Raw genomic sequence first — 25,582 nt, 5'->3', positions numbered from 1 at the left:
AAAATGAAAAAACTAACACTTTGTGCACTAGTTGTATCAAATCTATTGGTTGGAAATGCAATTGCGGAAGAAAAACCTACTATTAACCCATGGAAGCATTGTGGTATTGGCGCAATGATTTTTGATGACAACGGTACCGCAGCAGCTATTTCCAATATCATCTGGGACTTAGGTACAACAGCAGTATCATCTAAAGTTTCTTCAGAAGACTCATGTGACGGCAAAGAAGTAAAAACTGCACAGTTTATCCAAGATAACTACGATCAGGTTATTGAAGAAACATCACAAGGGGCAGGTATTCATCTGACTACAATGTTGAATATGCTTGAAGTTGAAGAAAGCCAACAACCACAAGTTCTAAAAACTATCCGCACCGAAATGGCTGATCAGGTTGTAGCAAAACAAGCGACTCCTGAAGCTTACTATAACGTAGTTATGGCTAGCCTATAATTGCAAAAATATAAATGTAAGTAAGGCTGCTTCGGTGGCCTTTTTTTACACTTACCTTACCTGCCACTCCAATTCCCCACCATTGTCGAAAAAGAAATTCTAACCAATCGAGCATAGCCGATAGGCTCGTTGGAATGAACTGTAATATTGCATAGATTATCTTTATGGCTGCATAAATCAGGTGGCAGTTACAAAATCGCGTTGCACGGTAATGTCCATTTTTTTGCAGATTCGGCACCCTGAAAAGTGGTGCCGTTCTTCGTTGTTAGAGGTTTAGAACTTCCTCAAGGGTAGAAACAAGCCCTTTGTCGTAACTCACAAATGTCCAAAAGCGCGTTTGATACAGTAAAGAAGGATTTATAACTCTGACTGAGATTGTACAATTGCTAAGCTACACATATGCTACATGAGTAGTGTTTGTGATGTTTATTTTTGGTTTAAGTTGTTGTTTATAATGGTTTTGTGTTTTTTATAGTTACACATTAACGCGGCGTTATAGCTTAGGTCAGATTTACTGCCCCAAAAATATTGCTACGTTAATCACGTATAGTTTTGCTTATCTGTACGTTACTTGCGTATACTTTGCGTATGAAAAGTGTATTTGTCGAATCAACCATATTTGAAAAGTACCGTAATGAATATCTCAGCGATGATGAGTTTAGGCTTTTTCAAGCTGAGTTAATGTCTAACCCGAAGTAGGGTGACGTGATTCAAGGTACAGGTGGTTTGCGAAAGATTCGAGTTGCAAGTAAAGGTAAGGGCAAGCGTGGTGGTTCTCGCGTTATCTATTACTTCCTCGATGAAAAACGTCGTTTCTACTTGCTGGCGATTTACGGCAAGAATGAAATGTCCGACTTAACCGCAGACCAAAAGAAACAACTAAAGGCTTTTGTGGAGGCATGGCGTAATGAGCAATCGTGATCTATTTGCGGAGTTAAGTTCAGCACTTGTTGAGGCTAAAGAACATTCAGAGGGCAAGCTTACCCTTAAAACTCATCAAGTTAACGACATCAGTGAGTTAAATATCTCACCTGATGAAATCGTGAGTATTCGAGAGCAGTTTAATATGTCTCGTGGTGTTTTTGCTCGTTTGTTGCACACATCATCCCGTACGTTAGAAAACTGGGAGCAAGGGCGTAGCGCACCAAATGGACAAGCTGTAACTCTTCTAAAGTTGGTTCAGCGTCACCCAGAAACCCTGTCGCACATCGCTGAGCTATAACAATTTAAGAGTGATTCGGCACGCGTGGCTAAAGGCTAGCGGTTAACTAGCCTAAGCTTGCTCTCACATCTGCAATGGTGATGAAGAGTTTGTTTTCAGCGTCTTGAAATGCTTGAAAACCATAGCGTTCATAGAAATGTTTTGCTCCGTCTTTGGCGTCAACGACAACAACTGGAAATGCAACGCTATCACTAGCGGCTAATAGCTTTCTTAGTGCGTCGATAAGCAGCCACTCACCAAAGCCCTTCCCTTTGTATCGGTCATCAACAGCAAGACGGGCAATCAGACCACCAGAAGTGGATGATTGGTGTTTTTTTTGTAACTTATTTGGCAATGCCTTTAAGTCAATTGGTGTCATTGTTAGCGTGTAAAAGCCGATGACATGTGAGTTGTCGCTGTCATCTTCCAAAACAAACGTTCTGGTGTTGTCCTTCTTTGCTTGCTGACTCGCCATTACTTTTAAGTAATTATTGAGAGCTTCGATGCCACAGTTGAATCGGTTTCTATCGTGTTTAGCTTTATCTAGAAGTACCGTATTCATCATTGAGTTTTGCTCTCGTATCGATCAGCAGCAGCTTTTAGTTTTGAGTTCTGTGTCGCAGGACGGTCTAAAGCTTCCATCAGCAGCATCGCATCAGCTTGGCTCAGTTTTAAAGCTTGTTCACGTTCGATGACTTGTTTGGCTTTTTCGATTGCAGCGCTTAGAACAAACGAGTTGATGCTAGACATACCGGCGATCGCGGCAGCCTTAGCAAGCAAGTCTTGTGTATCGACATCAACTCTAGCGGTGATGCGAGGCAAAGTAGTAGCCATAATGTTATCTCCTTGCGTGTCAAAATGTCACATCTGTATTATGGTCTTAAAGAGTGCAATAATCAATCTCTGTGTCACTTTGGCACGCAAACTAACCAGTTACTCAAGTGGACGCCAAACTCTCGGCGGTTTTGGTTTGGGGTTTAGTGGGTTTTGCGAGTTCATCGCAGGCGCCATTTAGCAAGGCGTTCTAGTGATAAATCGTATGGACGAAACATGAAATCGGAAAGAGAAAGTATAGAGCTTTCAAGAATCATAGATTTTTGGATCGATAAATCCAATGTGTTTAAAAGCTTTATCGATCTGAATGAACCAACTTGCTGGGCTTGCGGTCAGGGGTGGGATGGGCGATACGATATTGTAGGTGGTGATTACCTCAAAGCGTGGGCAAAATGTCCATTGCAAATTTGTCATATAATCCCACATTCTTTGGGTGGTACAGAAGAGCCTTCAAATTTGGTTTTAATGTGCAAGGAATGCCATGATTTAGCTCCTAAGGCGAATACGATTAAAGACCATATCATACGTATCCTGACTATTGGCTTTATTGTTTCAAGAGTTGCCTGGATGATTTGCCCGCAATCTTTGGGCGTGATCACAGGGCCGATTTCCATCATCATCGGCGCATTGTCAGGGGTAGCGTCCACACGAAAATACGAACTACAAATAGAATTTCAACACGCTGATGAAACTGGCGTGCAATGGATATCAGTGGCGAAAACATTGCTTTCGCTCGCAAGACGTTGAACACTATCCGTGTGTTTCCTCGCTAAAAGAATGATGAGTATGTCCTTACCTCCTTGCCCGAATTGTCAATCTGAATACGTTTATCAAGACCAATCCCATTTAGTGTGTCCGGAATGCGCTTATGAGTGGAATCCTGATGAGGTTCAGGGTGAGCCACAAGTCAAAGATGCGAACGGAACGCTGCTCAGTGAGGGCGATAAAGTGACGTTGGCAAAAGATCTTAAGGTGAAAGGCAGTTCGCTAGTATTGAAAATTGGCACTAAAGCGCTCATTCGTCGGATTACAGAAGGTAAAGATCACCAGTTGGACTGCAAAGTCGATGGGTCCGGTGACATGGTGATTACGGCGCAGTTTGTGAAAAAGGTGCAGTAGCACACCCTTTGGCATTGCCATTGAGTGTGCGTTTTACTCGCGTTTCTAATGTGTGTTGCCTAAGTCTACTACTGAGGCGAGCTGTCGAGGCTACTGGCGACATCATCCAGCATGATCTCGGTCGCATGAATGCCTCCATAGGCGAGATACCATGCAGCAGGATCGACGTAGACAATGCGCTGCGCTTTGGCTGCGGGAGTGTGCGCGATAAGCGGATTGTCAAAGAGTTGCTGCGCGGCGCCGTGGGCTTTGCCAGTGGCTTGCTCTCGGTCGAGCACAAACAGTGTTGATGGTTTGGCATCGGCGATGTATTCAAACGAAATCAGTTTACCGTGCGGGCCAGTCTCGCTGGCCACTGTTTGGCTCGATGCGGGCAAAAATCCGAACTCTTCAAAGATGATGGAAAAGCGACTTTGTGGCTCGAAGGTCGAGATTTTTTTGCCACTGCTCATGACCATCATCGCGTCACGTTTCTCAGCGCGAACCGCAGACTGGATGGCGTTAATGCGCTGCTCGGTTTCTTCAATCTTCGACGCCATTTTATCTTCTTTGCCGACCAACGTCGCGATAGCACGCCAGTTCACTTGGGTATCGTGCCAATATTGTCCATTGGTCGTTGACAGCATGAGCGTGGGTGCGACCTCGTTGAGATCATCATAAATGCGCATCATGCGTTCATCGGCAATGATCAAGTCGGGTTTTAAGGTAAAGAGGGTTTCAAAATCGGGCTCAAACAGAGAGCCAACGTTGGTGACCGTCTCACCGTAGTGGGCCAAGTAGCTCGGCATCAGCATATGCACAGCGCCGACTGGCGTGACTTCGAGGAAGTCGAGCGTGTCGAGGGCGCTATGTGTCAACACGACAACCCGTTGTGCCGGCTTATCGAGTTCGATATGGCCTTTGATATGCGAGACATCGATTGATGCCGCATGTGCCTTGCAGGTCATCACGGCCAGCGTGAATTGAAATAATAGACGCGTAAACATGTGCATTACTCCGAAGCAGGTTGAGTCCATTGAATAGCAAACTGATCGCCGCGATAGGCAAACATCTCCAGGTGCGAGGTGAGCACTTGCTTGACGGCGCTGAGCGCCTCGGGGGTTTGTGCTGCGCAGTGAATATCTAAACTGTCGGGTTCGCTGAGGGTGAGTGTACACACCCCATAGGGAAAATAAGCGACGCCTTGGCGCTCGTTATACTCAACCTCAATCTTACGACTGAAATGTCGACATAAAGTGGTGAGGTAGCGCGCGCAGTGCTCAGAATGAATCTGAGTATGAACCTGGCAATCGTTAGGGGAGAGTTGGTTGGATTCCATAGCAATGTGCGCCTTAGGCTAAAGGCCCAAGGCGCGTCTCCTTATCATTAGAATTCGTAAGAGGCGGACAGTTTGTAGTTGCGCCCGGGTTCTAGATCATCCAAGGTAGCGCCACGTGCGGCACCAGAGCGTGAGGCGTGCGAGGTGTAGGCTTCATCGAAAATGTTGTCTATACCAAAGGTGACCTGCAAGCGATCCAGTTGGCTAGGGCGCCATTGAGCATAGAGATCGTGCGTGTTATACGCTTCTTTAACCGGCTGATCCTCTTGAACATTATCTTCTTCCAGCACGATGATGGATGTCCAACCGACGGTGGTATCAATCGCTGCAAACTCATAGTCGATGCCGAGCGAAATTGAGTCACCGATGTCCATACTGCGTCCGTTCGCTGCAATCAGTGGGCCGCCTGTGGATTGGTTGGTGGTGTCACTGCGAGCGTAGGACGCTCGCGCACTCAGAGCCTGATAGCTATAGGCTGCGCTGAGCTCAAAGCCTTTGATCTCCGCATCACCAATGTTCTCAATCAAGTAACTGCCATCATCTTGGTAGGATTCACCGATGTAGTCGTCAATCTCGTTTTGGAACAGCGTTAGGTTCGCACTGATGGCATGCTGGTCAAAGCGTTGGAAGTAGCGAGCGCCCACTTCGCTTGAGAGGCCAGTTTCTGCCTTAATATCGTCAGCGAGATAGGCGACATCTTGATAGGCGATAAAGGTTTCAAGCAGCTCCGGGCCCTTAAATAGACTGCGAGTGCTGGCAAAGAGCGTCCATTGCTCGGTGATATCCCAATCGGCGCCAAGCGCCCAAGTCCACTCGTTAAACGTGTCCTTGCTGGTTTCGGCATCACGGATGTAGTGGTCATAACGCAGGCCCGCTGTCAGTGCGAAACTTGGCGAGAGCTGAATTCTGTCTTCGAGATAGCCAGCGCTGCTTTTTGCATGCTCTTGCATAAATGGCGTACCCCCATAGGCGCTTTCGCTGGTCTTATCCATGTATTCAAGCCCATAGGTGAAGCGATGCCCACGCTCAGCCAACATTAGATTAGACTGAAACTGAGCGGTGGCACCCAAGTTTTGGTTTTTAGCGGTGTTCTGGCTGTGTCGGTTGGCTGGCCAGCGGCCAGTAATTGCTGACTCGTCACGATCGATTTGAGTGGTACTGGAATAGAGCGTGACTTTACCTTGATGGTTGTCGCCCCGCAGTTCATAGGAGCCCGTAAAGGTGTCGCGGTCATACTGAGTCGGGATTAAGTCTTCACCAGAGAGCTCAGTGTTGGCACTGCCACCCATATCCGGTCTTGGGCTGTAGTCGCCCTCATCACGGTAGAGGTCATAGCTGAGCTGAAAACGATGCAGATAAGAAGGCTCATAACCCAGTTTGAACAGCATATTGCCGACATCGCCGGCTGCGCCATAGGTGGTGTCACCATTGCCGTCTTTAAAGTCATCACGTTCGACGTAGTTCGCGTACACCATCGCATCAACATTATCGTTCAAGAGACCATATGCGGTGACAGAGCCTTGACGACTGTCGTTGCTGGCGACACCACCATACACACGGACGCCAAAGCTTTCGTTGTAACGCAGCAGGTCTCGAGCGTCTTTCGTCTCAAAATAGACCGCACCACCAAGGCCTGATTGGGTGACGGAGTTGTTGCCCACTTGGATGTCGACCGCTTTAAGGATGTCTGGGTTGAGTGTGAGGTTGCCGATATGGTGGAACATATTGGCGTGCTGCGATGCGCCATCGAGGCGAATGTCTAAGTCCGTTTCCCCGAGGCTACGAATGGTAATGCGTTGGTTAACGGAATGAGTACCGCCGACATCGACGCCGGGTACACTGCGCAGTAGATCCGACATGTGATCCGCTTGCTTAATGGAGATGTCTTGATCGCCCAAGAACTCAGAGCTGCTCGAAACTTGAGTGCCCCAGACTGTGAGCGTTTCATCGTTCGTGTTGTCGCTTTGGGTCTCGGCATAGGCACCGCTGCTGAGTGTGACCGCAATGGCCAAGGCTAGAGTCGATACCGAAACGATCGGTTGGTGATGTGAGTTCATGAACTCCCTCTTATGCATTGTAAATGATAATTAATATCATTAATGTTATGCTACACCGCTAGTACATGAACAGCTTTTATGATTATGCAAAATCGCCAACTTGTTATGAGGAAAGTTATGCATTCAAAACCGATCACCCCGTCACTGTTTCGCATGGAAATGGCGGACGGGATTAACGTCTTTGGCGGCGGGAAGAGGAGTCAGCAAGAGAGCCTAGTGATTGCCCCTGCGACCCCATCGGTGATCTTTACCGTGTTGTTAGATGGAGATTTAGAGTTTGGTTATGACCAGCTTGAATGTACGCTTAGTGCGCAACCTCAGGCGCAAGTGATGGCCGTCAATCTCGTTCACCCTGCCAGTTTTTGGCGAAGTGTAGAGAAAGATCAGTGGGTCGAGAAAATTCACCTTGTGTTGCCGCGAATTTGGTTTGAAACAAAACCGCTTGAAGGCGGCGCTTTTCGTACTTTTTACTCCGCTCACCTCGCCAGTGCTCATTTTGATTTGCCGAGTGAGGCCGCTAAGGAAATACAGAGACTGCTTCGCACGCCGCCCCCCGAGACGATTGCCAAACGCATCGAACTGGAAATCAACATCCATCAGCTGCTTCTCCAATTGATGAACCAGCTGTGTGCGTGCGAGGTGACTCAGGCCCCTCATCCTAACGCGCGCCAAGACGTCGAGATGGCGGAGATTGTTGCCTTTATTGAAACCCATTTAACGCAGGCGCTGACTTTAGAGGCTATCGCTGAGTTTGCGCATATGAGTATTTCGTCGCTGCAGAGACTGTTCAAAGATCACATGAACATGACCGCTGCTCACTATGTACGGCGCAGAAAGCTGAATGATGCCAGAGTGAAACTGGCGACCGGTTGTATGACGGTCAGTGAAGCCGCTTACAGTTATGGTTATCGTCACCCCTCCAATTTCTCTCTCGCGTTCAAAAAGCAGTTTGGTTACTCGCCAAATCGGGTGGGTGAGAACGCAAACCTTGAGCACAAAGAGCTAAGGGCAAAGCGAGTATTCACTTCTGAATGCCCAACGTAGCCCATTGTTTGAACGGGCTACGTTGGATCAGTGTTAAAACCATAACCCAGTGGGCAGCCTGAGTAAAAGTACATCACGCATCAGCAGATAAAACATCACCACGATAACAAATGAAGCGGTGAGGTGTTTACTCATAGAGCAGGTTTCTATTTTATCGAAGTTTGCGATCAACATAATGGCAACAAAAGCGAGTAACGAGGATAACCCAAAACCAAGCGTGGTCATCAAGAGCGTCCAGAGGGCCATAATGGCAATCAGAGCGCTTTGTCGCATAGTTGGGCTTATCTTTAGCGAAGACCAATTGACCGTATCGCTAGCGCGCCATACTTTACCGATGAGTAATACTGCCAAGACCATCATGGCGACCACAATATAAGTGGGAAATACTGCGCCTAGTTTAGACATGCTCTGCGTTTGATTGAGCAGCAGGCCACCTATGACGATGAGCAGTGCACCGATCGCTATGGTCGAGCCTTTGTGATCTCTTGGCGTGTCAGAGGGAGCAAAGTTATGCTTTTTTGCTGCCCAGAGCGGGAACACAAGCGCAATGATTGCACATATAATGATGCCAATAGAGATGGGGCGAGCAAAAAACATCTCGAAGACTTTACCTTGCGCCGAGCCTATCAAATAGGCCTGAACAAACCCTTGTTCTGCGATCTTTCCTAGTACTAAGCCAAGTACAATTGGCGAAGCACTGAAGCCAAATTTACCTAAGAACCACGCAAACACACCCAGTATGAACATCATAAAGGTGTCATGAGGGTTGCTGTGAATCGCATAACTCCCAATAACGGTTAAGAACGCGACGGTGGGGACCAACAACTGTTTTGGCGTTTTGGCAATCGAACGATAGGCATATTTTCCAAGAATTAAACCGACGGGCAGCATCAATAGCGTTGCGATGATCAAACCGTAGATAAAGGTGTAGACAATGCTGCCTTGTTCAGTGAACAGTGATGGACCGGTCTTAATGCCTTGGACTAGCAAAGCCCCAAGTATGATCGCATCAGGTGGCGTACCAGGAATGCCAAGCACCAATGTTGGGATAAAACCACCGCCAACGGTCGCGTTATTGGCAGATTCGGTCGCGACGATACCATCTGATGCGCCTTCGCCAAATTTTTGATCTTTCTTCGCATTGCGGCGAGCTTCTGTATACGCCACTAATCCCGCAATAGAACCACCTGCACCGGGTAGGATTCCGACGACGGTGCCGATAATGGAGCTTCGCATCAGATTGAACTTACTATTTTTGATGAGAGAAAAGGCGCGTGACAGCGACGATTTTCCTGATACCTCAGCAAAATCTAGATGAGGGGTTTTGTTCGCGACTAGGTCGATGATCACTGGAACACAATACAATCCAATGATTGCAGAGGTAATATCAATTCCGCCGAGCAGTGAGACCTGATCAAAGGTATAGCGGACGTCACCACCGACTACCGCCACGCCAACCGTAGAAAGCAATAAGCCGATGCAAGCGCCGATCAAGCCTTTGAGAGTGTTGCCCACCGAAAGAGACGATATGAGTGTCAGACCAAAAACCGCCATCCAGAAATATTCTGATGGACCAAAGGCCAAGGCGACTTGAGCGAGTGGTGGTGCCAGCATCAATAAGGCAAGGCCACCCACGATACCACCTCCTACTGAAGCGAACGTTGCCAGAGAAATGGCAAGGGCCCCTTCTCCTTTCTTAGCCATTGGATAGCCATCGAACGTCGTCGCGATGGCAGAAGGGGTGCCCGGAGTATTAACCAAAATTGCTGCAAACGCCCCACCATAGATAGCTCCGGTGTAAATTGCACCGAGGACAATCAAGCCCGAAGCGGGGCCCATCACATAGGTAAAAGGGACGAGAACTGCCACCGCCATGGTGGCAGACAATCCTGGCATTGCTCCGATTACTGTGCCGGCTACGACACCAACCAGTGCGAGTAACAGGTTGATCGGTGTGAGTGCATCAAGTAAATAACTAAGCAATTCCATCGTGAACCCCTATTTAACTAGCCCAAGCAGTTTTGCTACTTCTTGGTTTTCAGCTTTGTTTTTTTCAATAAATGCCTCCATCTCTTGATAAGGGATGTCGGTAAGCACAAATCCGTTGCTCTCCATTTTTTCCACAAAATCAGGGTCTTTATTGATATCGCCGATAATTCGAGAGAGCTCCACACGAATGGCCTCTGGGGTCGATTTCGGAACAGCGACGCCGCGGTATGCCCCTCCCACTAAATCGATGCCTAGCTCCTTGAACGTTGGGACATCTGGAAACGCCGCGAGACGCTCTTCTGCCGAGACTGCGAGCATGCGCAGTTTGTCACCAGCATTTGCCCCAGATGTGGCGTAGTTGAAACCTGCGGTCACCTGGCTACCCATTAGCGCTGTCATGGCAGGACCAATACCGCTAAATGGGACGTAGGTTGTTTTCACTCCCACCTGCTTATCAAACGATACCTGACCAATATGATTGGCTGAGTTGGATCCTGAGCCTGCAAACGTGACCAGTCCTGGATTGGCTTTTGCGTAATCGATCAGTTCAGGTAGGCTCTGGAATTGACTGTTTGCCGGGACGAAAATCGCGTTCGGAGTGTAATGAAAATAATAAATGGGCGTGAGGTCATCGGTCGTGTAGCCAGACTCCTTAACAATCGGCTGCATGATGGTGTGAGGGATATTTATCCCCATCACGGTATAGCCATCACCTTCCATACTGTTGAGCTGTGACCAAGCTACTGCGCCGCCCGCACCGGGTTGATATTGAATGACGGTTTTCACACCTGCGTGTTTTTCAAACACGGTCTGTTGAAAGCGTGCAGAAAGATCAGACTCGCCACCGGCGTTAAAGGGCAGAATATAATTAATGGGTTTGCTGGGGTAGTCATCGGCTGCAAACAGGGAGCCAGACAGCGATAGAGCACCGGCAGCCAGTGTTGTGAGCAATGGTTTAGTGATATAGCTTAACTTACTTGTTTTCATTGTTTCGTCCTCGTTATTGGTTCACTTAAGCGCGAAGCGGGTGACGATTTTTTATCGTTCTTATTTCGCGCCTTGATATTCTTTGTTCGATGAGCTCCTCTAAATGTGTGACGAGTTTTTAATGGTTGTGGATGTAGTCAATGACCGCATCGGTCACTTGCTTAGTGGTTGCTTTCCCACCAATGTCGGGTGTGCAAATCCCTTCGGAAGACACCGACTCTATGGCACTCATCACCAGGCGAGCGGCTTGATGTTCGCCTAAATGCTCGAGCATTTGGACTGCAGTCCAAAAGGTCGCGATAGGATTGGCAATTCCTTGTCCAGTGATGTCGAACGCAGAGCCATGGATCGGCTCAAACATTGAGGGATAAGGGCTATTTGGTGCGATGTTTGCTGTCGGAGCCACTCCTAGACTGCCTGCTAAGGCACCGGCAAGATCGGAAAGGATATCGGCGTGAAGGTTAGTGGCGACGATAGTATCGAGTGATTCAGGGTTAAGCGTCATTCTTACCGTCATTGCGTCAACTAGCATCTTGTCCCACGTGACATCAGGGAACTCTTTCGACACTTCCTCTGCAATTTCGTCCCACATCACCATCCCGTGGCGTTGAGCATTAGACTTGGTGACCACGGTCAGGAGCTTACGTGGACGTTGCTGCGCAATCTCGAATGCATATCGCATGATTCTGGTTACGCCTGCACGGGTAAAGATCGATACTTCCGTTCCTACTTCTTCTGGAAAACCTTTGTGCGCGCGTCCGCCGTGACCTGAGTATTCGCCTTCCGAGTTCTCTCGGACGATGACCCAATCTAGGTCGCCTTTGGTTCTTCCCTTGAGGGGGGATGGGATTCCTGGGATGATTTTGGTTGGACGAACATTGGCGTATTGGTCAAAACCTTGGCAAATCTGCAGTCTTAAGCCCCACAAGGTAATGTGATCGGGGATGTCAGGATCGCCCACCGCACCAAAGTAAATCGCATCGAACCCTTTTAGTGTGTCTAGGCCATCATGGGGCATCATTTCACCGTGTTGGCGGTAGTAGTCCGAGCCCCAGTCAAAGTGTTTGAACTCAAATCTGAGCTCCGGGAATCTGCTCGCTAGTGACTTAAGTACTTGAACCCCTGCTGAAATGACCTCCATCCCAATGCCATCAGCAGGAATGGTCGCGATTTTGTATGTTGACATAATGGTTACCTTCTTACTTGTTAGATTTTGATTATGAGATGTAAATAAATTGTTATCACTGGCATTCTATTATATAAATTAACGATATAATAAGGAGGTAAGATGAAGACGGAACAGCTTAGGTGTTTTATCGCCGCCGCCGACACTCTACATTTTGGGCGCGCTGCACAAAGTTTGAACATGCTACCCGCCGCGTTTGGGCGACAGATTAAGTTGCTCGAACAATCTCTGGGGCTCGTACTGTTTAATCGTTCGACGAGAAGCGTGGAGCTGACGTTGATTGGTCAGCAGTTCTATTTTGATGCGTGTCATCTCATTGATCAGATAGATGCGGTAGAAAATCGGTACAAAAACTTGCGGATTGGTTCGCCTCACACATTGCGCGTCGGGGCAATTGACAGCGCCGCGATTGGGTTGCTGCCGAAATTGATTCTTAAATATAAGCGCTCTCATACGAACGCATCGATTCGTATCATCGAGGATAAAACTAAGCGCCTGATTCCAAAGCTGCTCTCCGGCACGATTGATTTGGCGCTCATCCGACCGCCGGACAGTCTGAGTGAACGCATTGAAATCGAGCCTATTTGCCATGAATCACTGCGCTTGGCACTGCCAGACTCTCATCCATTAGCGACGCTCGAGCGTGTCACCATCGACTTGATTGCGGATTTTCCGATGATCGTACCGAACCGCAAAGACAGACCTCATAGTTACGACCTGACTTTTAAGTTGTTTCAGGCTGCAGGCTTTCAGCCCACGATTTCACAAGTGGCTAATGAAAAGCAGACGATTTTGAATTTGGTTGCTCAGGAAATGGGGTTAGCCATTGTGCCTTCTTGGTCAACCGGTGTCGCCCCATCGAATGTGTGTTTTAGGGAGATAGAGGGACACAGCCATATCGGTTTACCTTTGGCCGCAGCTTGGCTTAAAGGGTGCTCCGATTCTGTTAGGCAGGGGTTGGTGGAAATGTTGAAACACTCACCAGAGCTGATCGACCAGTAGCGTGTTTCTCTCGCGAGAAGAGCTCTTGATGGCTTATCGCAGTATATTGAACTGTAACTATTGTCGTTTTTAATATTATTGAGACAAATTAGAGCGGGAGCTCACAAATTGACCAGTTAGTGCTTTTGACTGAGTTAGGGTGGAAAGAAATAGACTAGAGTGATTACTAAATACCTCACAAAAACAGGCTAGGTTGAATGCTGAAAAGCTCGTTGTTCCGTTCTGCTGTCCGGGCGCCTCGCGTCCTGCATTGGTATCACTGGGTCGTGATTGTGTTTTCGCTTGCGTTAACGCTGACTGCTTGGCAAGTGACGCTCAAACAGAGTCATCAGAAATCAAAGGTTCAATTTCAACATCAAGCCAAACAATTGGTCGCCTTGGTTCATGAGCGGATGGAGAAGTATGAGGAAGCGCTATGGGCCGGCGTCTCTGCGCTACACATGCTTGATAGAGCGGCGAGCCGCGCGGATTGGAAAGTGTTTGCCGATGAGCTGCGCATCGAATCTCGGTTCCCGGGCATCAACGGGATTGGTGTGATTCATTACGTGCCAGAAGAGAAAGTACCGACGTATTTGTCTTGGCAGCGTGAGACGATGGCGACCTATGCCATGCATCCCACGCGCTCTGGCAAGGAGTATTGGCCTATCACTTACATCGAGCCTCAGCAAGACAATCTCAAAGCGGTGGGTCTAGACATGGCGCATGAAACCAATCGTTACAGTGCGGCTCAGCGGGCAAAATCGAGCGGTCAGGCCAGCATCACCGGGCCGATCGTCTTGGTACAAGATTCTCAGCGCACGCCGGGCTTTCTTTTTTATGCCCCGTGGTATCGCCAAGGTATGGAAAACAATCAATATGGTGAAAGTGGCGGCGATTTTCAGGGTTTAGTCTACGCGCCTTTTGTGGTCTACAAATTGATGGATGGTACGCTCGACAGAAGTACACGTTTAGTGAATTTCAGCATCTATGATGGCGACACGGAGCTCTACAGTGAACTCAATGATAGCAACCGTCATTACGATGCTGATCCGACGTTTTCTGAGCAAATCAGTTTGGATTTGTATGGTCGTACTTGGGTGTTTCATGTTCAGTCCTCGCTGCTATTTAAAGAGCAGCAAAGCCTGAGTCAACCTGCGCTGATCTTAGTGTTTGGTCTATTGGTTGATGTTCTGCTACTGGTCATTTTCTTGATGCTCAGTCGTGAGAAAGAGCGTGCTCAGCAGTACGCCGATCAAGCCACCCAAGATTTGCAGTTGCGCACTCAAACCTTAGAACAAGTGACGGCCGATTTAGAGAAGCGCAACCACGCGCTCGAAGAGGCCAACCACGAACTGGATCAGTTCGCTTACGTCGCTTCCCATGATTTAAAAGCGCCCTTGCGTGGCATATCCCAGTTGGTTACTTGGACCATCGATGACTTAAAACCCCATCTCACTGAGCAAACAGAGCAGTACGCCGCCTTATTGCAAAATCGAGTCAGTCGTTTGGAGCGCTTGCTCGATGATCTGCTGCTTTATTCGCGTGTAGGCAGGAAACAGTGGAGCTTAGATCTGTTTCATGTTGGGAATAAGACTGAAGAGATTTTTGAGCTGCTTAGCCCGCCGACAGGGATCACCTTAGAGTATGACGATCAGTTGGGTGAGATCTCTACCTTAGTTACGCCGCTTGAAATGGTACTGAGAAACCTGATTGGCAACGCGATTAAGCATCATGACAAAGCCAAGGGGTTGATTCGCGTGACCGCCACGGAAATCGATGACCGCTATGTGTTTACCGTACAAGACGACGGGCCAGGCATTCCAGAGGCCTATCAAGAGAAAGTGTTTGAACTCTTCCACACTCTGCAACCAAGAGACAAAGTAGAAGGCAGTGGCCTTGGCCTGTCGATTATTAAGAAAACGCTCGATCTCTATGGTTGCGACTATCGATTAGAAAACAACCTTGAACAGGGCTGCACGTTCCGTTTTAGTTGGCCCAAACAGCCGTACTTTGCCGCGCTAACCATCGAGCGCGCCAATCTAACCTTTACTCCATAAGGATGGGATTTGACTGATGAAAATCTTGATTATTGACGATGATACCATCGATAGAATTGCTGCGATTCGGACTTTGCGCGATACCGATTTACCCATCCAGGAGATCGACGAAGCAACGACGGCCCATGAAGGGCTCAAGATGGCGCTCGCCAATAAATATGATGTGATTTTGCTCGACTATCAGCTTCCACCATCCAATGGTATTGAAGTGCTGATGCAATTGAGGAGTGTGAGCGATTTCTCTACCTCGATTGTGATGCTCAGCCACAGCAATGATGAGGAGTTGGCGCTGTCGTGCATTGAAGTGGGTGCGCAAGACTTCATCATGAAAAAAGAGATCACCGCGTCGCGATTACGTCGCGCTATCGTGATTGCCACCGAACGCTACTACCTCGAGCAGCAGATTCAAGCCAAACACACCGAGCTCAAACGTATGGCAGAAGAGGACAGTTTGACTGGGTTGAGTAATCGCTACTTTTTTGATGAAACCTTAAAAAAAGCACTATTGATTGCTTCTCGCTCGAAAAAGCCATTAATGCTCCTGTTGATTGATCTCGATAAGTTCAAAGACATCAATGATAGCCTTGGCCACGTTGTCGGTGATGCGGTCCTTAGGCATGTGGCGCAGCGTCTCTCCCATTGCTCACGAAAAAGTGATTACTTGTGCCGCATCGGTGGCGACGAGTTTGCCATTATTATCCAAAACCTTGAGATGAAAAATCACGTCCACCTATTGGTCCTGCGCCTGCTTAAAGCGTTTGAAGAGCCGATCATAGTGGAGAGCCATAGCATTGATATGACCATCAGTATTGGCATCGCTTCCGCGCCAGAGTGTGCCACTAACTCCGTAGAATTAACCAAGTGTGCCGACATCGCCTTGTACCGAGCCAAAGATCAAGGTCGAAATCAAGCGCAGTATTACTCGAAAGAGTTTCATAACTTGATTGAAAAGCGCATACGCATTGAAAACGATCTTAAACGCGCGATTCAAAATGATGAGTTTGAACTCTACTTTCAGCCTCAGTTTGACCGCAACGCCAACTTAGTGGGGGCAGAGGCACTGCTGCGCTGGAATCACAAAAAGCTGGGTATTGTGTCACCTACCGACTTCATTCCGATCGCGGAGGAGTCTCATTTGATGATCGAAATTGGTCATTGGGTATTTCGCGCGGCGTTTGATCAACTCAAAATTTGGAAAGAGCAATTTGCACGCTTTAGCGCCTCGTTTGTGGTCGCGATTAATGTCTCACCCAAGCAGTTGACAGAGCTGAGTTTAAAAACACAGCTTGAAGAGTATCTTTCATTTTATGAAGTCTCTCCGAGTCAGGTGGAGTTGGAGATCACGGAAAACTGTTTGGTCGCAGAAGGCGCTTCAACTGAGATGCTGCAACAGCTCAGTGGGCTGGGGTTCAAAATTGCGGTGGACGATTTTGGTACTGGCTACTCGTCGCTCTCGCATCTCAAAGATTACCCGATTGATATCATTAAGATCGACAAATCGTTCATGGCGAACGTTGAAGAGAAAAGCGCTCAGCAACTCTTTACGGCCATCTGTCTGTTTGCGACCAGTCTAGAGTACGATACCGTGGCTGAAGGTATAGAAACCGAGTACCAAAGCAGCCTTTGTCAGGGAGTCGGGGTGGCGCGTCATCAGGGCTATTTTTACTCGCAGCCATTGCCTGTTGAGGCGTTTGAGAAGAAATATTTTGGCTAGAGCGCAGCGCTGATTAGTTCACCACGCTCTAGTTGAATCATCGCTTAATCGCGGTCAACCGCAAAAGGAGACCATGCTTGACGTGTCGGCATCACTTCAAGGCGGTTAATGTTGATGTGATCGGGTAGCGTCGCCACGTAGAACATCTGTTCGGCAATGTCTTGCGCGGTGAGTGGGGTAGTGCTGTTGTAGAGCTTATCGGACGCCGCTTGATCGCCTTTGGTGCGTACCAAAGTGAACTCGGTTTCTGCCATGCCTGGCGCAATGTCAGTCACACGTACACCGGTGCCGAGCAAATCACAGCGCAAGTTGTAGCTAAATTGTTGAACAAACGCCTTGGTTGCCCCATAGACGTGGCTACCTGGGTAGGGCCATTGTCCGGCAATAGATCCCACATTAATGATGGTGCTGCCGGCGCCAGATTGGATCAAGGTCGGCAGTAGCGCGTGCGTGACATTCACCAATCCTGTGACGTTGGTGTCAATCATGGTTTTCCAGTCATCAAGCTCGACGTCTTGCGCCGCTTGCGGAGCCAATGCCAGACCGGCATTGTTGATGAGCAGTCGCACGGCGGCAAATTCGCTTGGCAGTTCTGCCACGGCTTGTTTCACCGCGTCTGAATCACGAACGTCAAGTTGAATGATGTGCACAGGCACATTGAGTTCGGCTTTCAGTGCCTCTAAACGCTCGAGGCGGCGACCAGAGAGCACCAATGACCAACCCGCTTGTGCAAAACGCTCTGCCGCGGCTCGGCCAAATCCAGATGTCGCACCAGTGATAAACGCCACTTTTTTCATTCTTTATTCCTTTTGATTGCCAGACTGAACTCGGAGCATAGCATGTTTTCGTTACTGGGGATGAATGCACAATCTCATCCTGCTTGCCGTTATGGTTTTGGTCTGGATGGGTGCGTTCGGCTGAACTACCTGACTGATATGCATCAAGTTTTCTTTTTTGGGGTTAAGGTCAGACCAAAATGGTGAGAGGAGAGAATCGATTGCACTAATATACAGCGCAAAAAATAACCGTCCTTGCACAATTAAGAAGCGGATTAGAATAAAATCACTATAATTCAATGAGTTAAAATTAAATTGTTGAACGAGTTTTATTGGCACCCTTTTTGGATTGGTTGGATATAGATACCGACAGGTTGAATAACCATTCATCTATAAGGAGATAGCCACTATGAACATGACGTTCAAACTGAAACTGGCCGCTTTGGGCACCACACTCGCACTGAGCTCCTCTTTGGCATACGCAGAAGAGACGATCAAAGTCGGTGTGCTCCACTCGTTGTCCGGGACGATGGCGATCAGTGAAACCACACTGAAAGACACCGTGCTGATGTTGGTCGATGAGCAGAACAAAAAAGGCGGTTTGCTAGGTAAAAAACTCGAAGCCGTGGTGGTGGACCCTGCGTCTAACTGGCCATTGTTTGCAGAGAAAGCGCGTGAATTGATCGAGAAAGAAAAAGTCGACGTGGTGTTTGGTGGTTGGACGTCGGTATCACGCAAATCCATGTTGCCTGTGTTTGAAGAGCTCAACAGCATCTTGTTCTACCCGGTTCAATATGAAGGGGAAGAGTCGTCGAAAAACGTCTTCTACACTGGCGCCGCACCAAATCAGCAGGCGATCCCTGCGGTTGATTACCTCATGAATGAACTCGGCGTTGAGCGCTGGGTATTGGCGGGCACTGATTACGTCTATCCGCGCACCACCAATAAGATCTTGGAAGCGTACCTCAAAGCCAAAGGGGTGGGTGAGTCTGACATCATGATCAACTACACGCCGTTTGGTCACTCTGACTGGCAGTCAATTGTCTCTGACATCAAGAAATTTGGCGCAGAAGGGAAGAAAACCGCGGTGGTCTCGACCATCAATGGCGATGCGAACGTGCCTTTCTACAAAGAGCTTGGGGCGCAAGGCGTCTCATCGGAAGACATCCCCGTGGTGGCGTTCTCTGTGGGTGAAGAAGAGCTGTCGGGTATGGATACCTCACCACTGGTGGGCCACCTTGCCGCTTGGAACTACTTTATGAGTGTCGATACAGACAGCAACGCAGAGTTTGTCGAAACGTGGCAAGCGTTCATTGGCAGTGAAGAGCGTGTCACGAATGACCCAATGGAAGCGCACTACATCGGCTTTAACATGTGGGCGCAAGCGGTGACGAACGCAGGTACGACCGACGCACAAGCCGTGCAAGATGCATTGATTGGTGTCTCTGTTCCTAACCTCTCAGGAGGCTACTCGACCATGATGCCTAACCACCACATCACCAAACCGGTTTTGATTGGTGAAATCCAAGATGACGGTCAGTTCGATGTGGTGTGGGAAACAACAGGTTTAGTCGCTGGTGATGCTTGGTCTGATTACCTTCCTGAGTCGGCGAAACTGTTCTCAAGCTGGTCGAAACCTTTCTCTTGCGGCGCGTTTAACGTCGAAACCAAGCAGTGTTCAGGTTCTAATTAATCTCCACGATTGGCGCCCGGCTTTTACGTGGAAGCTGGGCGTCTTTTTTCCGTTGAGACCCTTTCCTTTTCACCCACGCAAGGACAGACATCATGAGGCCAAGGAGTGTGCCGATTATCAAGTTTATGTGGATCAGTCTATTGAGCCTGATCGGGTTGAATCTCGCCAATGCGCAAAGTCAGGAAGACTTTGCCAGCATACTCAATGGCAAGAACAATCAAGCGAAAGAGCAAGCCATGACTTGGCTGGTGGAGTCGCAACCAGTGGAGGTAGCGAAGCCTATTTTGACCGCCTGGCTAGAAGGCGATCTCTACAGCTTAAAAGCCAACAAGCAAGACCTTTACATCGCGCCAGAGCTCAAAACGCAACAAACCGCCACTCAGGTTTGGACGGGCGAGACACTCGTTATTGAAAGTAAACGCCAGTTTAGCAAAGTGCGGGTGAATAACGCGTTGCGCGGTCTGATTCGCGCTGAAATCGCCTCACTGGGCTTAAGCAGTGCCGATGAAGCGGTGCGACTTGCGGCGGTGACGGCGCTGGTGGGCAATACAGAGCCCAGTGTGGTGGCTAAGTTTAAAAAGCGTCTGGTGAGCGAAACCTCGCCCGCGGTGATTGAGCAATTGCATCTGGCGTTGGCGGTGGACAGTGCCCTCAATGCGAGTGATCCGGGCCAAACGGCCGCGATTGCGCTGTTGTCGGATTACAAACAGCCAGTGGTGGTGCAAACCCTCAATGCAGTGTTAAGCCGTGAGCAAGATGAGGAAGTGATTGAGGCGGCGCAAAAGGCCCTCGACCGCTACCAACAAAGCCAGCGTTTGTATTCGGGGGTGGAGACCCTTTTCTTTGGTCTTAGTTTAGGCTCGGTATTGGTGTTGGCCGGTATTGGCTTGGCGATCACCTTTGGTGTGATGGGCGTGATCAACATGGCGCACGGTGAGCTTATCATGCTTGGCGCTTACACCACTTACGTTATGCAGCAGTTGATGCCCAATCACATTGGGTTGGCGTTGATACTTTCTATACCGGCGGCATTTGTCGTCTCTGGGTTGGTGGGCGTTGCGATTGAACGTAGTGTGATTCGCCACTTGTACGGACGACCGCTGGAAACCTTACTGGCGACGTTTGGTCTCAGCCTGATTCTGCAACAAGCGGTGCGCTCGGTATTTTCGCCGCTCAACCGCTCAGTCAGCACGCCGGATTGGATGTCCGGTGCACTCAGCATCAACCCCATGCTCTCTCTCACCTACAACCGCTTGTACATCATCCTATTTTGCGCGTGTGTGTTCATTGGCTTGGTGATGGTCTTGAAAAAAACACCTTTGGGTCTGCAAGTGCGCGCGGTGTCGCAAAATCGCGCGATGGCTCGTGCGATGGGGATCCGCTCAGAGCGTGTCGATGCCATGACGTTCGGCTTAGGTTCCGGGGTGGCCGGTATTGCAGGTGTTGCGCTGTCTCAACTCACCAACGTGGGGCCCAATATGGGCCAAGCCTACATCATCGACTCCTTCATGGTGGTGGTGTTTGGCGGCGTCGGCAACCTGTGGGGCACCTTAGTGGCGGGGCTCGGCCTTGGGCTGTTTAACAAAATATTGGAGCCTTGGGCTGGTGCGGTACTGGCGAAGATCTTGGTGCTGGTGTTTATCATCCTATTTATTCAAAAACGTCCTCGTGGGCTCTTCCCACAACGTGGCCGAGCGGCAGAAGGTTAAGGAGTTCACATGAGTCAATCTATTCAGTCACGCTCGGTAGTGCTCTCAGCGATGCGAGGCGACAAAGGTGGCCAAGTGACCGTGGCGCTCATTCTGTTGGCGGTGGTGTTAGTGCCCTTGGCCAATACCTTGCTGCCCGTCGGTCATCCCTTTCACGTTGAGACATTCACGCTCTCTTTGATGGGCAAGTATCTCAGCTATGCCATGCTCGCCTTAGCGGTGGATCTGGTGTGGGGCTACCTCGGCATTTTGAGTTTGGGCCACGGCGCCTTTTTTGCTCTTGGCGGCTATGCGATGGGCATGTATTTGATGCGTCAAATTGGCGATCGTGGTGTGTACGGGAATCCGATTCTGCCGGATTTTATGGTGTTTCTAAATTGGCAAGAGCTGCCGTGGTTCTGGCTCGGCTTTGATCAATTTTGGTTCGCATGTGTGATGGTGGTATTAGTGCCGGGGGCGCTGGCTTACCTGTTTGGTTATTTGGCGTTTCGCTCTCGCGTGTCGGGGGTCTATTTGTCGATCATCACTCAAGCGCTGACCTATGCCCTGATGTTGGCATTTTTTCGCAACGAAATGGGCTTTGGCGGCAACAACGGCCTCACGGATTTTAAAGACATACTTGGCTACAGCTTGCAGCAAGACAGCACGCGCATCGTGTTGTTTATGGCCACCGGTCTGATGCTGGCCCTGAGCTACTGGGTGTGCCGCACTGTGGTGGCCAGCCGTCTTGGCCGCGTGGCGTTGGCGATTCGCGACACCGAATCCCGCACTCGATTTATGGGGTATGACGTCGACGGCATCAAGCTGTGGGTGTTTGTCCTTTCTGCGGTGATAGCGGGCATTGCGGGGGCGCTTTATGTCCCGCAAGTGGGCATCATCAATCCCGGGGAATTTGCGCCGCTCAACTCGATTGAAGTGGTGGTCTGGGTCGCATTAGGCGGCCGCGCTACCTTGTTCGGCGCGATTGTTGGCGCTTTGGTGATCAACTACGCCAAAAGCTGGTTCACCGTTGAGTTCCCAGAGGTGTGGCTCTTCGCCCTCGGGGGCATGTTCGTGCTCTCGACTATGTACTTCCCGAAAGGGTTGATGGGGTTTGTCAGCGACAAGCTTGCGAAGGTCGACACGGCCAACCGTCGCGCAGCAAGCGATGAGGAAAGAGATAAGAGCAAAGAGGTGACGGCATGAACATGACCCATACAACATTGACTGATTCGGTCAAGCAACTGACCCGTCGTGATGAAGTCTTTTCGTTTCTCAAGCCCGAGACCCACCCGCTGATTGATACGCGGCACAACATTTTGCTCTATGTCGAAGGCGTCAACAAAAGCTTTGACGGCTTTAAAGCCATCAACGATTTGAACTTGTACATCAAAGAGGGTGAGCTGCGCTGCATCATCGGCCCCAATGGTGCAGGGAAAACCACCATGATGGACATCATCACGGGCAAAACGAAACCCGACAGTGGGTCGGTGTGGCTTGGCTCTAACATTAACCTCCTTAAGATGAACGAGGCGCAAATTGCCAATGCCGGCATCGGACGTAAGTTCCAAAAGCCGACGGTGATTGAATGCTTAAGCGTGTGGGAGAACCTTGAGTTGGCGATGGCGGGCGTACGCTCTGTGTGGGGTACGTACATCGCGCAGCTATCGGGCGAGCAGAAAGACAAATTGGAGTCAGTGCTTACGCTGATTGATTTACAAGACAGTGCAAGGCGACTCGCCGGTAATCTGTCGCATGGTCAAAAGCAGTGGCTCGAGATCGGTATGCTTTTGATGCAAAACCCGAAGCTGTTGCTCATCGATGAGCCGGTCGCGGGGATGACGCACCAAGAGATGGATCGCACCTCTGAGCTGCTTAACTCGCTCGCCGGGAAACACTCGGTCGTGGTCGTTGAGCACGATATGGATTTCGTCCGTTCAATTGCCAGCCATGTCACTGTGCTCCACCAGGGGCATGTGCTGGCAGAAGGGACGATGGACCACGTCCAGGCCCATCCGCAAGTCAAACAGGTCTATCTGGGAGAGTAGTATGTTGACCATCAATGGATTGAATCAATTCTATGGCGAAAGCCACACCCTGTGGGACTTGAATATGACGATCCCCAAAGGCAAATGTACCGTACTTATGGGTCGCAATGGGGTGGGGAAAACCACCTTATTGCAGTGCATTATGGGGCTGGTGAAGGTACAAAGTGGCGACATCAAACTGGGTGATCAGTCATTAATTAAACGTGACGCCGAAGATCGCCCGCGACTCGGTATCGGTTATGTGCCGCAAGGACGGCAAATCTTTCCGATGCTCACCGTGCAAGAGAACCTTGAAGTGGGATTGCCGATTCGCGCCAAAGGCGATCGCCAGATCCCAGAATTCATTTTCGAGCTGTTCCCGGTGCTTAAAGAGATGCTTCATCGCCGCGGTGGCGATCTGTCGGGAGGGCAGCAGCAGCAACTGGCGATTGGCCGTGCTCTGGTGGTCAACCCGAGTCTACTGATTTTGGATGAGCCCACGGAAGGCATCCAGCCCAATATAGTGCAAGAGATTGGCGACATCATTCGCATGCTCAATCAGCAATATGGTCTGACGGTATTGCTGGTGGAGCAAAAGCTGCCTTTCGCCCGTAAAGTGGGCGATGAGTTTTGCATTTTGGATCGCGGCCGGCCGGTGGCCAATGGCCCCATGGAGGCGCTCAATGACGCGCTGATTAAGGAGTATCTAACCGTATGATGTGTGACCCTGCTGTGGCATTTGCCTTGACGGATGCCAATGACAACCCCAGCCTTGAACAAAAACTCGATTCTGATACTCGCTCTGGCTGGAAAGCAAAACTGGCTCTGCTGTTTACCGACAGAGGAGATAAAACGGTGATCAAAGAGCGCCAGCAGCAAGGCCCGCTGGCGATACAGCGCCCGCTCTATCCTGAGGGGCCCGTGTGCCATACCTATTTGTTGCACCCGCCTGGCGGCGTAGTCGGCGGCGACACGTTAGCCATCGAGGCACAGGTGCGAGAGGGGGGGCATGCTCTGGTCACGACCCCCGGCGCTACCAAGTTTTATCGCTCATCGGCGCGCTTTGCTCGCCAGACGCAAATACTGCGCGTGGCGTCAAACGCCACCTTAGAGTGGCTACCGCAAGAGAACATCTTTTTCCCCGATGCCCACGCGCGAGTAGACACACAGATCCACTTAGAGCGTGATGCACAATTTATGGGCTGGGAGATGCACTGTTTTGGGAGACCCGCACTAAATGAGGGCTTTTTAAGTGGACATTTGGTAGGAAAAACAGAGATTTACTACCAAGGGAGCAAAATACTCAGCGAAGGGCTCAATATGAAAGGCGGCGATAAATATCTGATAAATAAGGGGTTGCTCGGCTTTCCAATGATGGGCACGTTTTATATCTCCTCACAAGACGAGGACTTAATCGAGCTGGTACGGAGCTTGCTCTGCTCTATACAAGATGATGTGGGTAAGGCGTCGTTGGTCATTGGTGCCACTCAGCTGGAAAACCTGATAGTCGTCAGGGTATTGGGTCAATGGAGTGAAGTGATTCTGGCCAGTTTTGAGCGTATTTGGCAGCAGATCAGGTTGCACTGGTTTGGCGAGAAGCCTCAGCCTCCGAGGATCTGGGCTACCTAACAAGGTGGACTGAGAGTGTGGATGCAAGCTGAATTACTCATCTACAGCACACTCATCCACAAGCACACTCAACCATAAACATGAGAGTGTAGGCGGCGGAACAAAGCGATGAATTGCGAGGGATAGCAATGGAACTCACCCCGAGAGAGAAAGACAAATTACTCATTTTTTGCGCGGGCCTGTTGGCGCAAAGTCGCAAAGAAAAAGGGCTAAAACTCAACTACCCAGAGTCGATTGCGCTGATCAGTAGCGCCATTTTAGAAGGCGCTCGGGAGGGAAAAAGCGTCGCCGAATTGATGGATTACGGGCGTACGTTGCTTACAGTAGAGGATGTAATGGAAGGGGTCGCCAGTATGATTCCGGACGTGCAAGTTGAGGCAACGTTCCCAGACGGCACCAAACTCGTCACCGTGCACGAGCCGATAGTGTAGTCAGTGATGGGGAAAGGCAAAGTCAATAGGATAAGGAGATACAGGGATGGCAGGGACGACAATCGGCAAGGGTTGGGCGCCGGGTCAAATTGAGACCGCCGCCGGTGAGATTGCGCTCAATGTGGGCCGCCGCACCGTCAAAGTGAGCGTTGAGAATGTCGGTGACCGTCCGGTTCAAATCGGATCGCATTACCATTTTTTTGAAGTGAATGAAGCCTTGGTGTTTGACAGAGCGCTTGCGCGCGGGTTTCGACTCAATATCCCCGCCGGTACGGCGACGCGATTTGAACCCGGCCAATCACGCAGCGTTGAGCTAGTGGAATATGCCGGAAAAGGCGAAGTGTACGGATTTCAAGGCAAGGTGATGGGCAAGTTATAGCTCGATGGCGTTATACCACCCA

At 49.6% G+C, this 25,582-nt stretch carries 25 protein-coding genes and 1 pseudogene; 17 read left to right on the top strand and 9 right to left on the bottom strand.

Annotated elements, in window-relative coordinates; translation table 11 throughout:
* Positions 1-3 precede the first annotated feature (3 nt).
* From AC6R03_RS06900 to AC6R03_RS06890, 3 genes and pseudogenes are all read left to right on the top strand, one after another.
* Positions 4-450 (top strand): DUF3015 family protein, encoded by a 447-nt coding sequence (locus tag AC6R03_RS06900; protein ID WP_500630628.1) that lies wholly within the window; start codon positions 4-6, stop codon positions 448-450.
* 588 nt (positions 451-1,038) lie between these two features.
* Positions 1,039-1,371, top strand: a pseudogene (locus AC6R03_RS06895) (type II toxin-antitoxin system RelE/ParE family toxin).
* The gene (locus tag AC6R03_RS06890; protein ID WP_017049537.1) at positions 1,358-1,672 is read left to right on the top strand and encodes a helix-turn-helix domain-containing protein; all 315 of its coding nucleotides are present in this window, start codon (positions 1,358-1,360) and stop codon (positions 1,670-1,672) included. Before AC6R03_RS06895 ends, AC6R03_RS06890 begins: the two are co-directional and overlap by 14 nt.
* A gap of 46 nt (positions 1,673-1,718) precedes the next feature.
* Here the strand turns inward: AC6R03_RS06890 and AC6R03_RS06885 are convergent, their stop codons facing one another.
* Positions 1,719-2,216 carry a GNAT family N-acetyltransferase gene (locus AC6R03_RS06885; protein ID WP_500630629.1) on the bottom strand — a complete coding sequence of 166 codons (498 nt, stop codon included), beginning with the start codon at positions 2,214-2,216 and terminating at the stop codon, positions 1,719-1,721.
* A complete protein-coding gene (locus tag AC6R03_RS06880) occupies positions 2,213-2,485 on the bottom strand; it encodes a type II toxin-antitoxin system TacA family antitoxin (RefSeq protein ID WP_017191059.1) in 273 nt (90 codons plus the stop codon). The genes AC6R03_RS06885 and AC6R03_RS06880 overlap by 4 nt, the downstream gene beginning before the upstream one ends.
* Positions 2,486-2,701: 216 nt before the next feature.
* Between AC6R03_RS06880 and AC6R03_RS06875 the strand changes: the two genes are divergently transcribed.
* Both AC6R03_RS06875 and AC6R03_RS06870 read left to right on the top strand, forming a co-directional pair.
* Entirely contained in the window at positions 2,702-3,232 is a 531-nt protein-coding gene (locus AC6R03_RS06875) for an HNH endonuclease (protein WP_500630630.1), read from the top strand.
* Positions 3,233-3,271: 39 nt separating this feature from the next.
* A complete protein-coding gene (locus AC6R03_RS06870) occupies positions 3,272-3,604 on the top strand; it encodes a zinc ribbon domain-containing protein YjdM (RefSeq protein ID WP_500630631.1) in 333 nt (110 codons plus the stop codon).
* Positions 3,605-3,672: 68 nt separating this feature from the next.
* Here AC6R03_RS06870 and AC6R03_RS06865 read toward each other — a convergent pair whose 3' ends face one another.
* Genes AC6R03_RS06865 through AC6R03_RS06855 form a run of 3 tightly spaced genes read right to left on the bottom strand, consistent with a single transcriptional unit; the run spans position 3,673 to position 6,979 of the window.
* Complete coding sequence (locus AC6R03_RS06865; protein ID WP_500630632.1) at positions 3,673-4,590, bottom strand: siderophore ABC transporter substrate-binding protein; 918 nt, start codon at positions 4,588-4,590, stop codon at positions 3,673-3,675.
* A gap of 5 nt (positions 4,591-4,595) precedes the next feature.
* Positions 4,596-4,922, bottom strand: coding sequence for a DUF2218 domain-containing protein (locus AC6R03_RS06860; protein WP_500630633.1), 327 nt, complete (start codon positions 4,920-4,922; stop codon positions 4,596-4,598).
* 47 nt (positions 4,923-4,969) lie between these two features.
* Positions 4,970-6,979 carry a TonB-dependent siderophore receptor gene (locus AC6R03_RS06855; protein WP_500630634.1) on the bottom strand — a complete coding sequence of 670 codons (2,010 nt, stop codon included), beginning with the start codon at positions 6,977-6,979 and terminating at the stop codon, positions 4,970-4,972.
* 117 nt (positions 6,980-7,096) lie between these two features.
* Here AC6R03_RS06855 and AC6R03_RS06850 point away from each other — a divergent pair, with 117 nt between their 5' ends.
* A complete protein-coding gene (locus AC6R03_RS06850; protein WP_500630635.1) occupies positions 7,097-8,023 on the top strand; it encodes a helix-turn-helix transcriptional regulator in 927 nt (308 codons plus the stop codon).
* 33 nt (positions 8,024-8,056) lie between these two features.
* Here AC6R03_RS06850 and AC6R03_RS06845 read toward each other — a convergent pair whose 3' ends face one another.
* The 3 genes from AC6R03_RS06845 to AC6R03_RS06835 all read right to left on the bottom strand — a co-directional run bounded on the left by AC6R03_RS06845 (position 8,057) and on the right by AC6R03_RS06835 (position 12,185).
* Complete coding sequence (locus AC6R03_RS06845; RefSeq protein ID WP_500630636.1) at positions 8,057-10,012, bottom strand: tripartite tricarboxylate transporter permease; 1,956 nt, start codon at positions 10,010-10,012, stop codon at positions 8,057-8,059.
* A 9-nt stretch (positions 10,013-10,021) separates the two neighbouring features.
* Complete coding sequence (locus tag AC6R03_RS06840) at positions 10,022-10,999, bottom strand: Bug family tripartite tricarboxylate transporter substrate binding protein (protein WP_500630637.1); 978 nt, start codon at positions 10,997-10,999, stop codon at positions 10,022-10,024.
* A gap of 118 nt (positions 11,000-11,117) precedes the next feature.
* The gene (locus tag AC6R03_RS06835; RefSeq protein ID WP_500632341.1) at positions 11,118-12,185 is read right to left on the bottom strand and encodes a tartrate dehydrogenase; all 1,068 of its coding nucleotides are present in this window, start codon (positions 12,183-12,185) and stop codon (positions 11,118-11,120) included.
* Positions 12,186-12,287: 102 nt separating this feature from the next.
* Between AC6R03_RS06835 and AC6R03_RS06830 the strand changes: the two genes are divergently transcribed.
* From AC6R03_RS06830 to AC6R03_RS06820, 3 genes are all read left to right on the top strand, one after another.
* Entirely contained in the window at positions 12,288-13,187 is a 900-nt protein-coding gene (locus tag AC6R03_RS06830; protein ID WP_500630260.1) for a LysR family transcriptional regulator, read from the top strand.
* Between the two features lie 197 nt (positions 13,188-13,384).
* Positions 13,385-15,223 (top strand): CHASE domain-containing protein, encoded by a 1,839-nt coding sequence (locus AC6R03_RS06825; RefSeq protein ID WP_500630259.1) that lies wholly within the window; start codon positions 13,385-13,387, stop codon positions 15,221-15,223.
* 16 nt (positions 15,224-15,239) lie between these two features.
* Positions 15,240-16,937 carry an EAL domain-containing protein gene (locus tag AC6R03_RS06820; RefSeq protein WP_500630258.1) on the top strand — a complete coding sequence of 566 codons (1,698 nt, stop codon included), beginning with the start codon at positions 15,240-15,242 and terminating at the stop codon, positions 16,935-16,937.
* 44 nt (positions 16,938-16,981) lie between these two features.
* On the opposite strand, the gene AC6R03_RS06815 is transcribed toward AC6R03_RS06820, so the two are convergent.
* Complete coding sequence (locus tag AC6R03_RS06815; RefSeq protein ID WP_487903052.1) at positions 16,982-17,734, bottom strand: SDR family NAD(P)-dependent oxidoreductase; 753 nt, start codon at positions 17,732-17,734, stop codon at positions 16,982-16,984.
* Between the two features lie 388 nt (positions 17,735-18,122).
* On the opposite strand from AC6R03_RS06815, the gene urtA reads away from it, so the two are divergent.
* The 8 genes from urtA to AC6R03_RS06775 all read left to right on the top strand — a co-directional run bounded on the left by urtA (position 18,123) and on the right by AC6R03_RS06775 (position 25,560).
* Positions 18,123-19,406, top strand: a complete 1,284-nt coding sequence (gene urtA / locus AC6R03_RS06810) for an urea ABC transporter substrate-binding protein (RefSeq protein ID WP_334552934.1) — start codon at positions 18,123-18,125, stop codon at positions 19,404-19,406.
* Positions 19,407-19,531: 125 nt separating this feature from the next.
* The gene (gene urtB, locus AC6R03_RS06805) at positions 19,532-21,115 is read left to right on the top strand and encodes an urea ABC transporter permease subunit UrtB (RefSeq protein WP_500630268.1); all 1,584 of its coding nucleotides are present in this window, start codon (positions 19,532-19,534) and stop codon (positions 21,113-21,115) included.
* Between the two features lie 21 nt (positions 21,116-21,136).
* Complete coding sequence (gene urtC, locus AC6R03_RS06800) at positions 21,137-22,300, top strand: urea ABC transporter permease subunit UrtC (protein ID WP_500630267.1); 1,164 nt, start codon at positions 21,137-21,139, stop codon at positions 22,298-22,300.
* Between the two features lie 2 nt (positions 22,301-22,302).
* The gene (gene urtD, locus AC6R03_RS06795; protein WP_500630266.1) at positions 22,303-23,142 is read left to right on the top strand and encodes an urea ABC transporter ATP-binding protein UrtD; all 840 of its coding nucleotides are present in this window, start codon (positions 22,303-22,305) and stop codon (positions 23,140-23,142) included.
* 1 nt (position 23,143) lies between these two features.
* Positions 23,144-23,839, top strand: a complete 696-nt coding sequence (gene urtE / locus AC6R03_RS06790; RefSeq protein WP_500628908.1) for an urea ABC transporter ATP-binding subunit UrtE — start codon at positions 23,144-23,146, stop codon at positions 23,837-23,839.
* Positions 23,836-24,750, top strand: a complete 915-nt coding sequence (locus AC6R03_RS06785; RefSeq protein WP_500630257.1) for an urease accessory protein UreD — start codon at positions 23,836-23,838, stop codon at positions 24,748-24,750. Before urtE ends, AC6R03_RS06785 begins: the two co-directional genes overlap by 4 nt.
* Positions 24,751-24,878: 128 nt before the next feature.
* Complete coding sequence (gene ureA / locus AC6R03_RS06780; RefSeq protein ID WP_487903048.1) at positions 24,879-25,181, top strand: urease subunit gamma; 303 nt, start codon at positions 24,879-24,881, stop codon at positions 25,179-25,181.
* A 46-nt stretch (positions 25,182-25,227) separates the two neighbouring features.
* Entirely contained in the window at positions 25,228-25,560 is a 333-nt protein-coding gene (locus tag AC6R03_RS06775; RefSeq protein WP_500630256.1) for an urease subunit beta, read from the top strand.
* Positions 25,561-25,582: the final 22 nt, after the last annotated feature.

Source organism: Vibrio sp. R10-SG-ISO4, assembly GCF_059834135.1.
The sequence above is the reverse complement of the archived record's forward strand: the minus strand, read 5'-3'. Positions and strand labels throughout refer to the sequence as shown.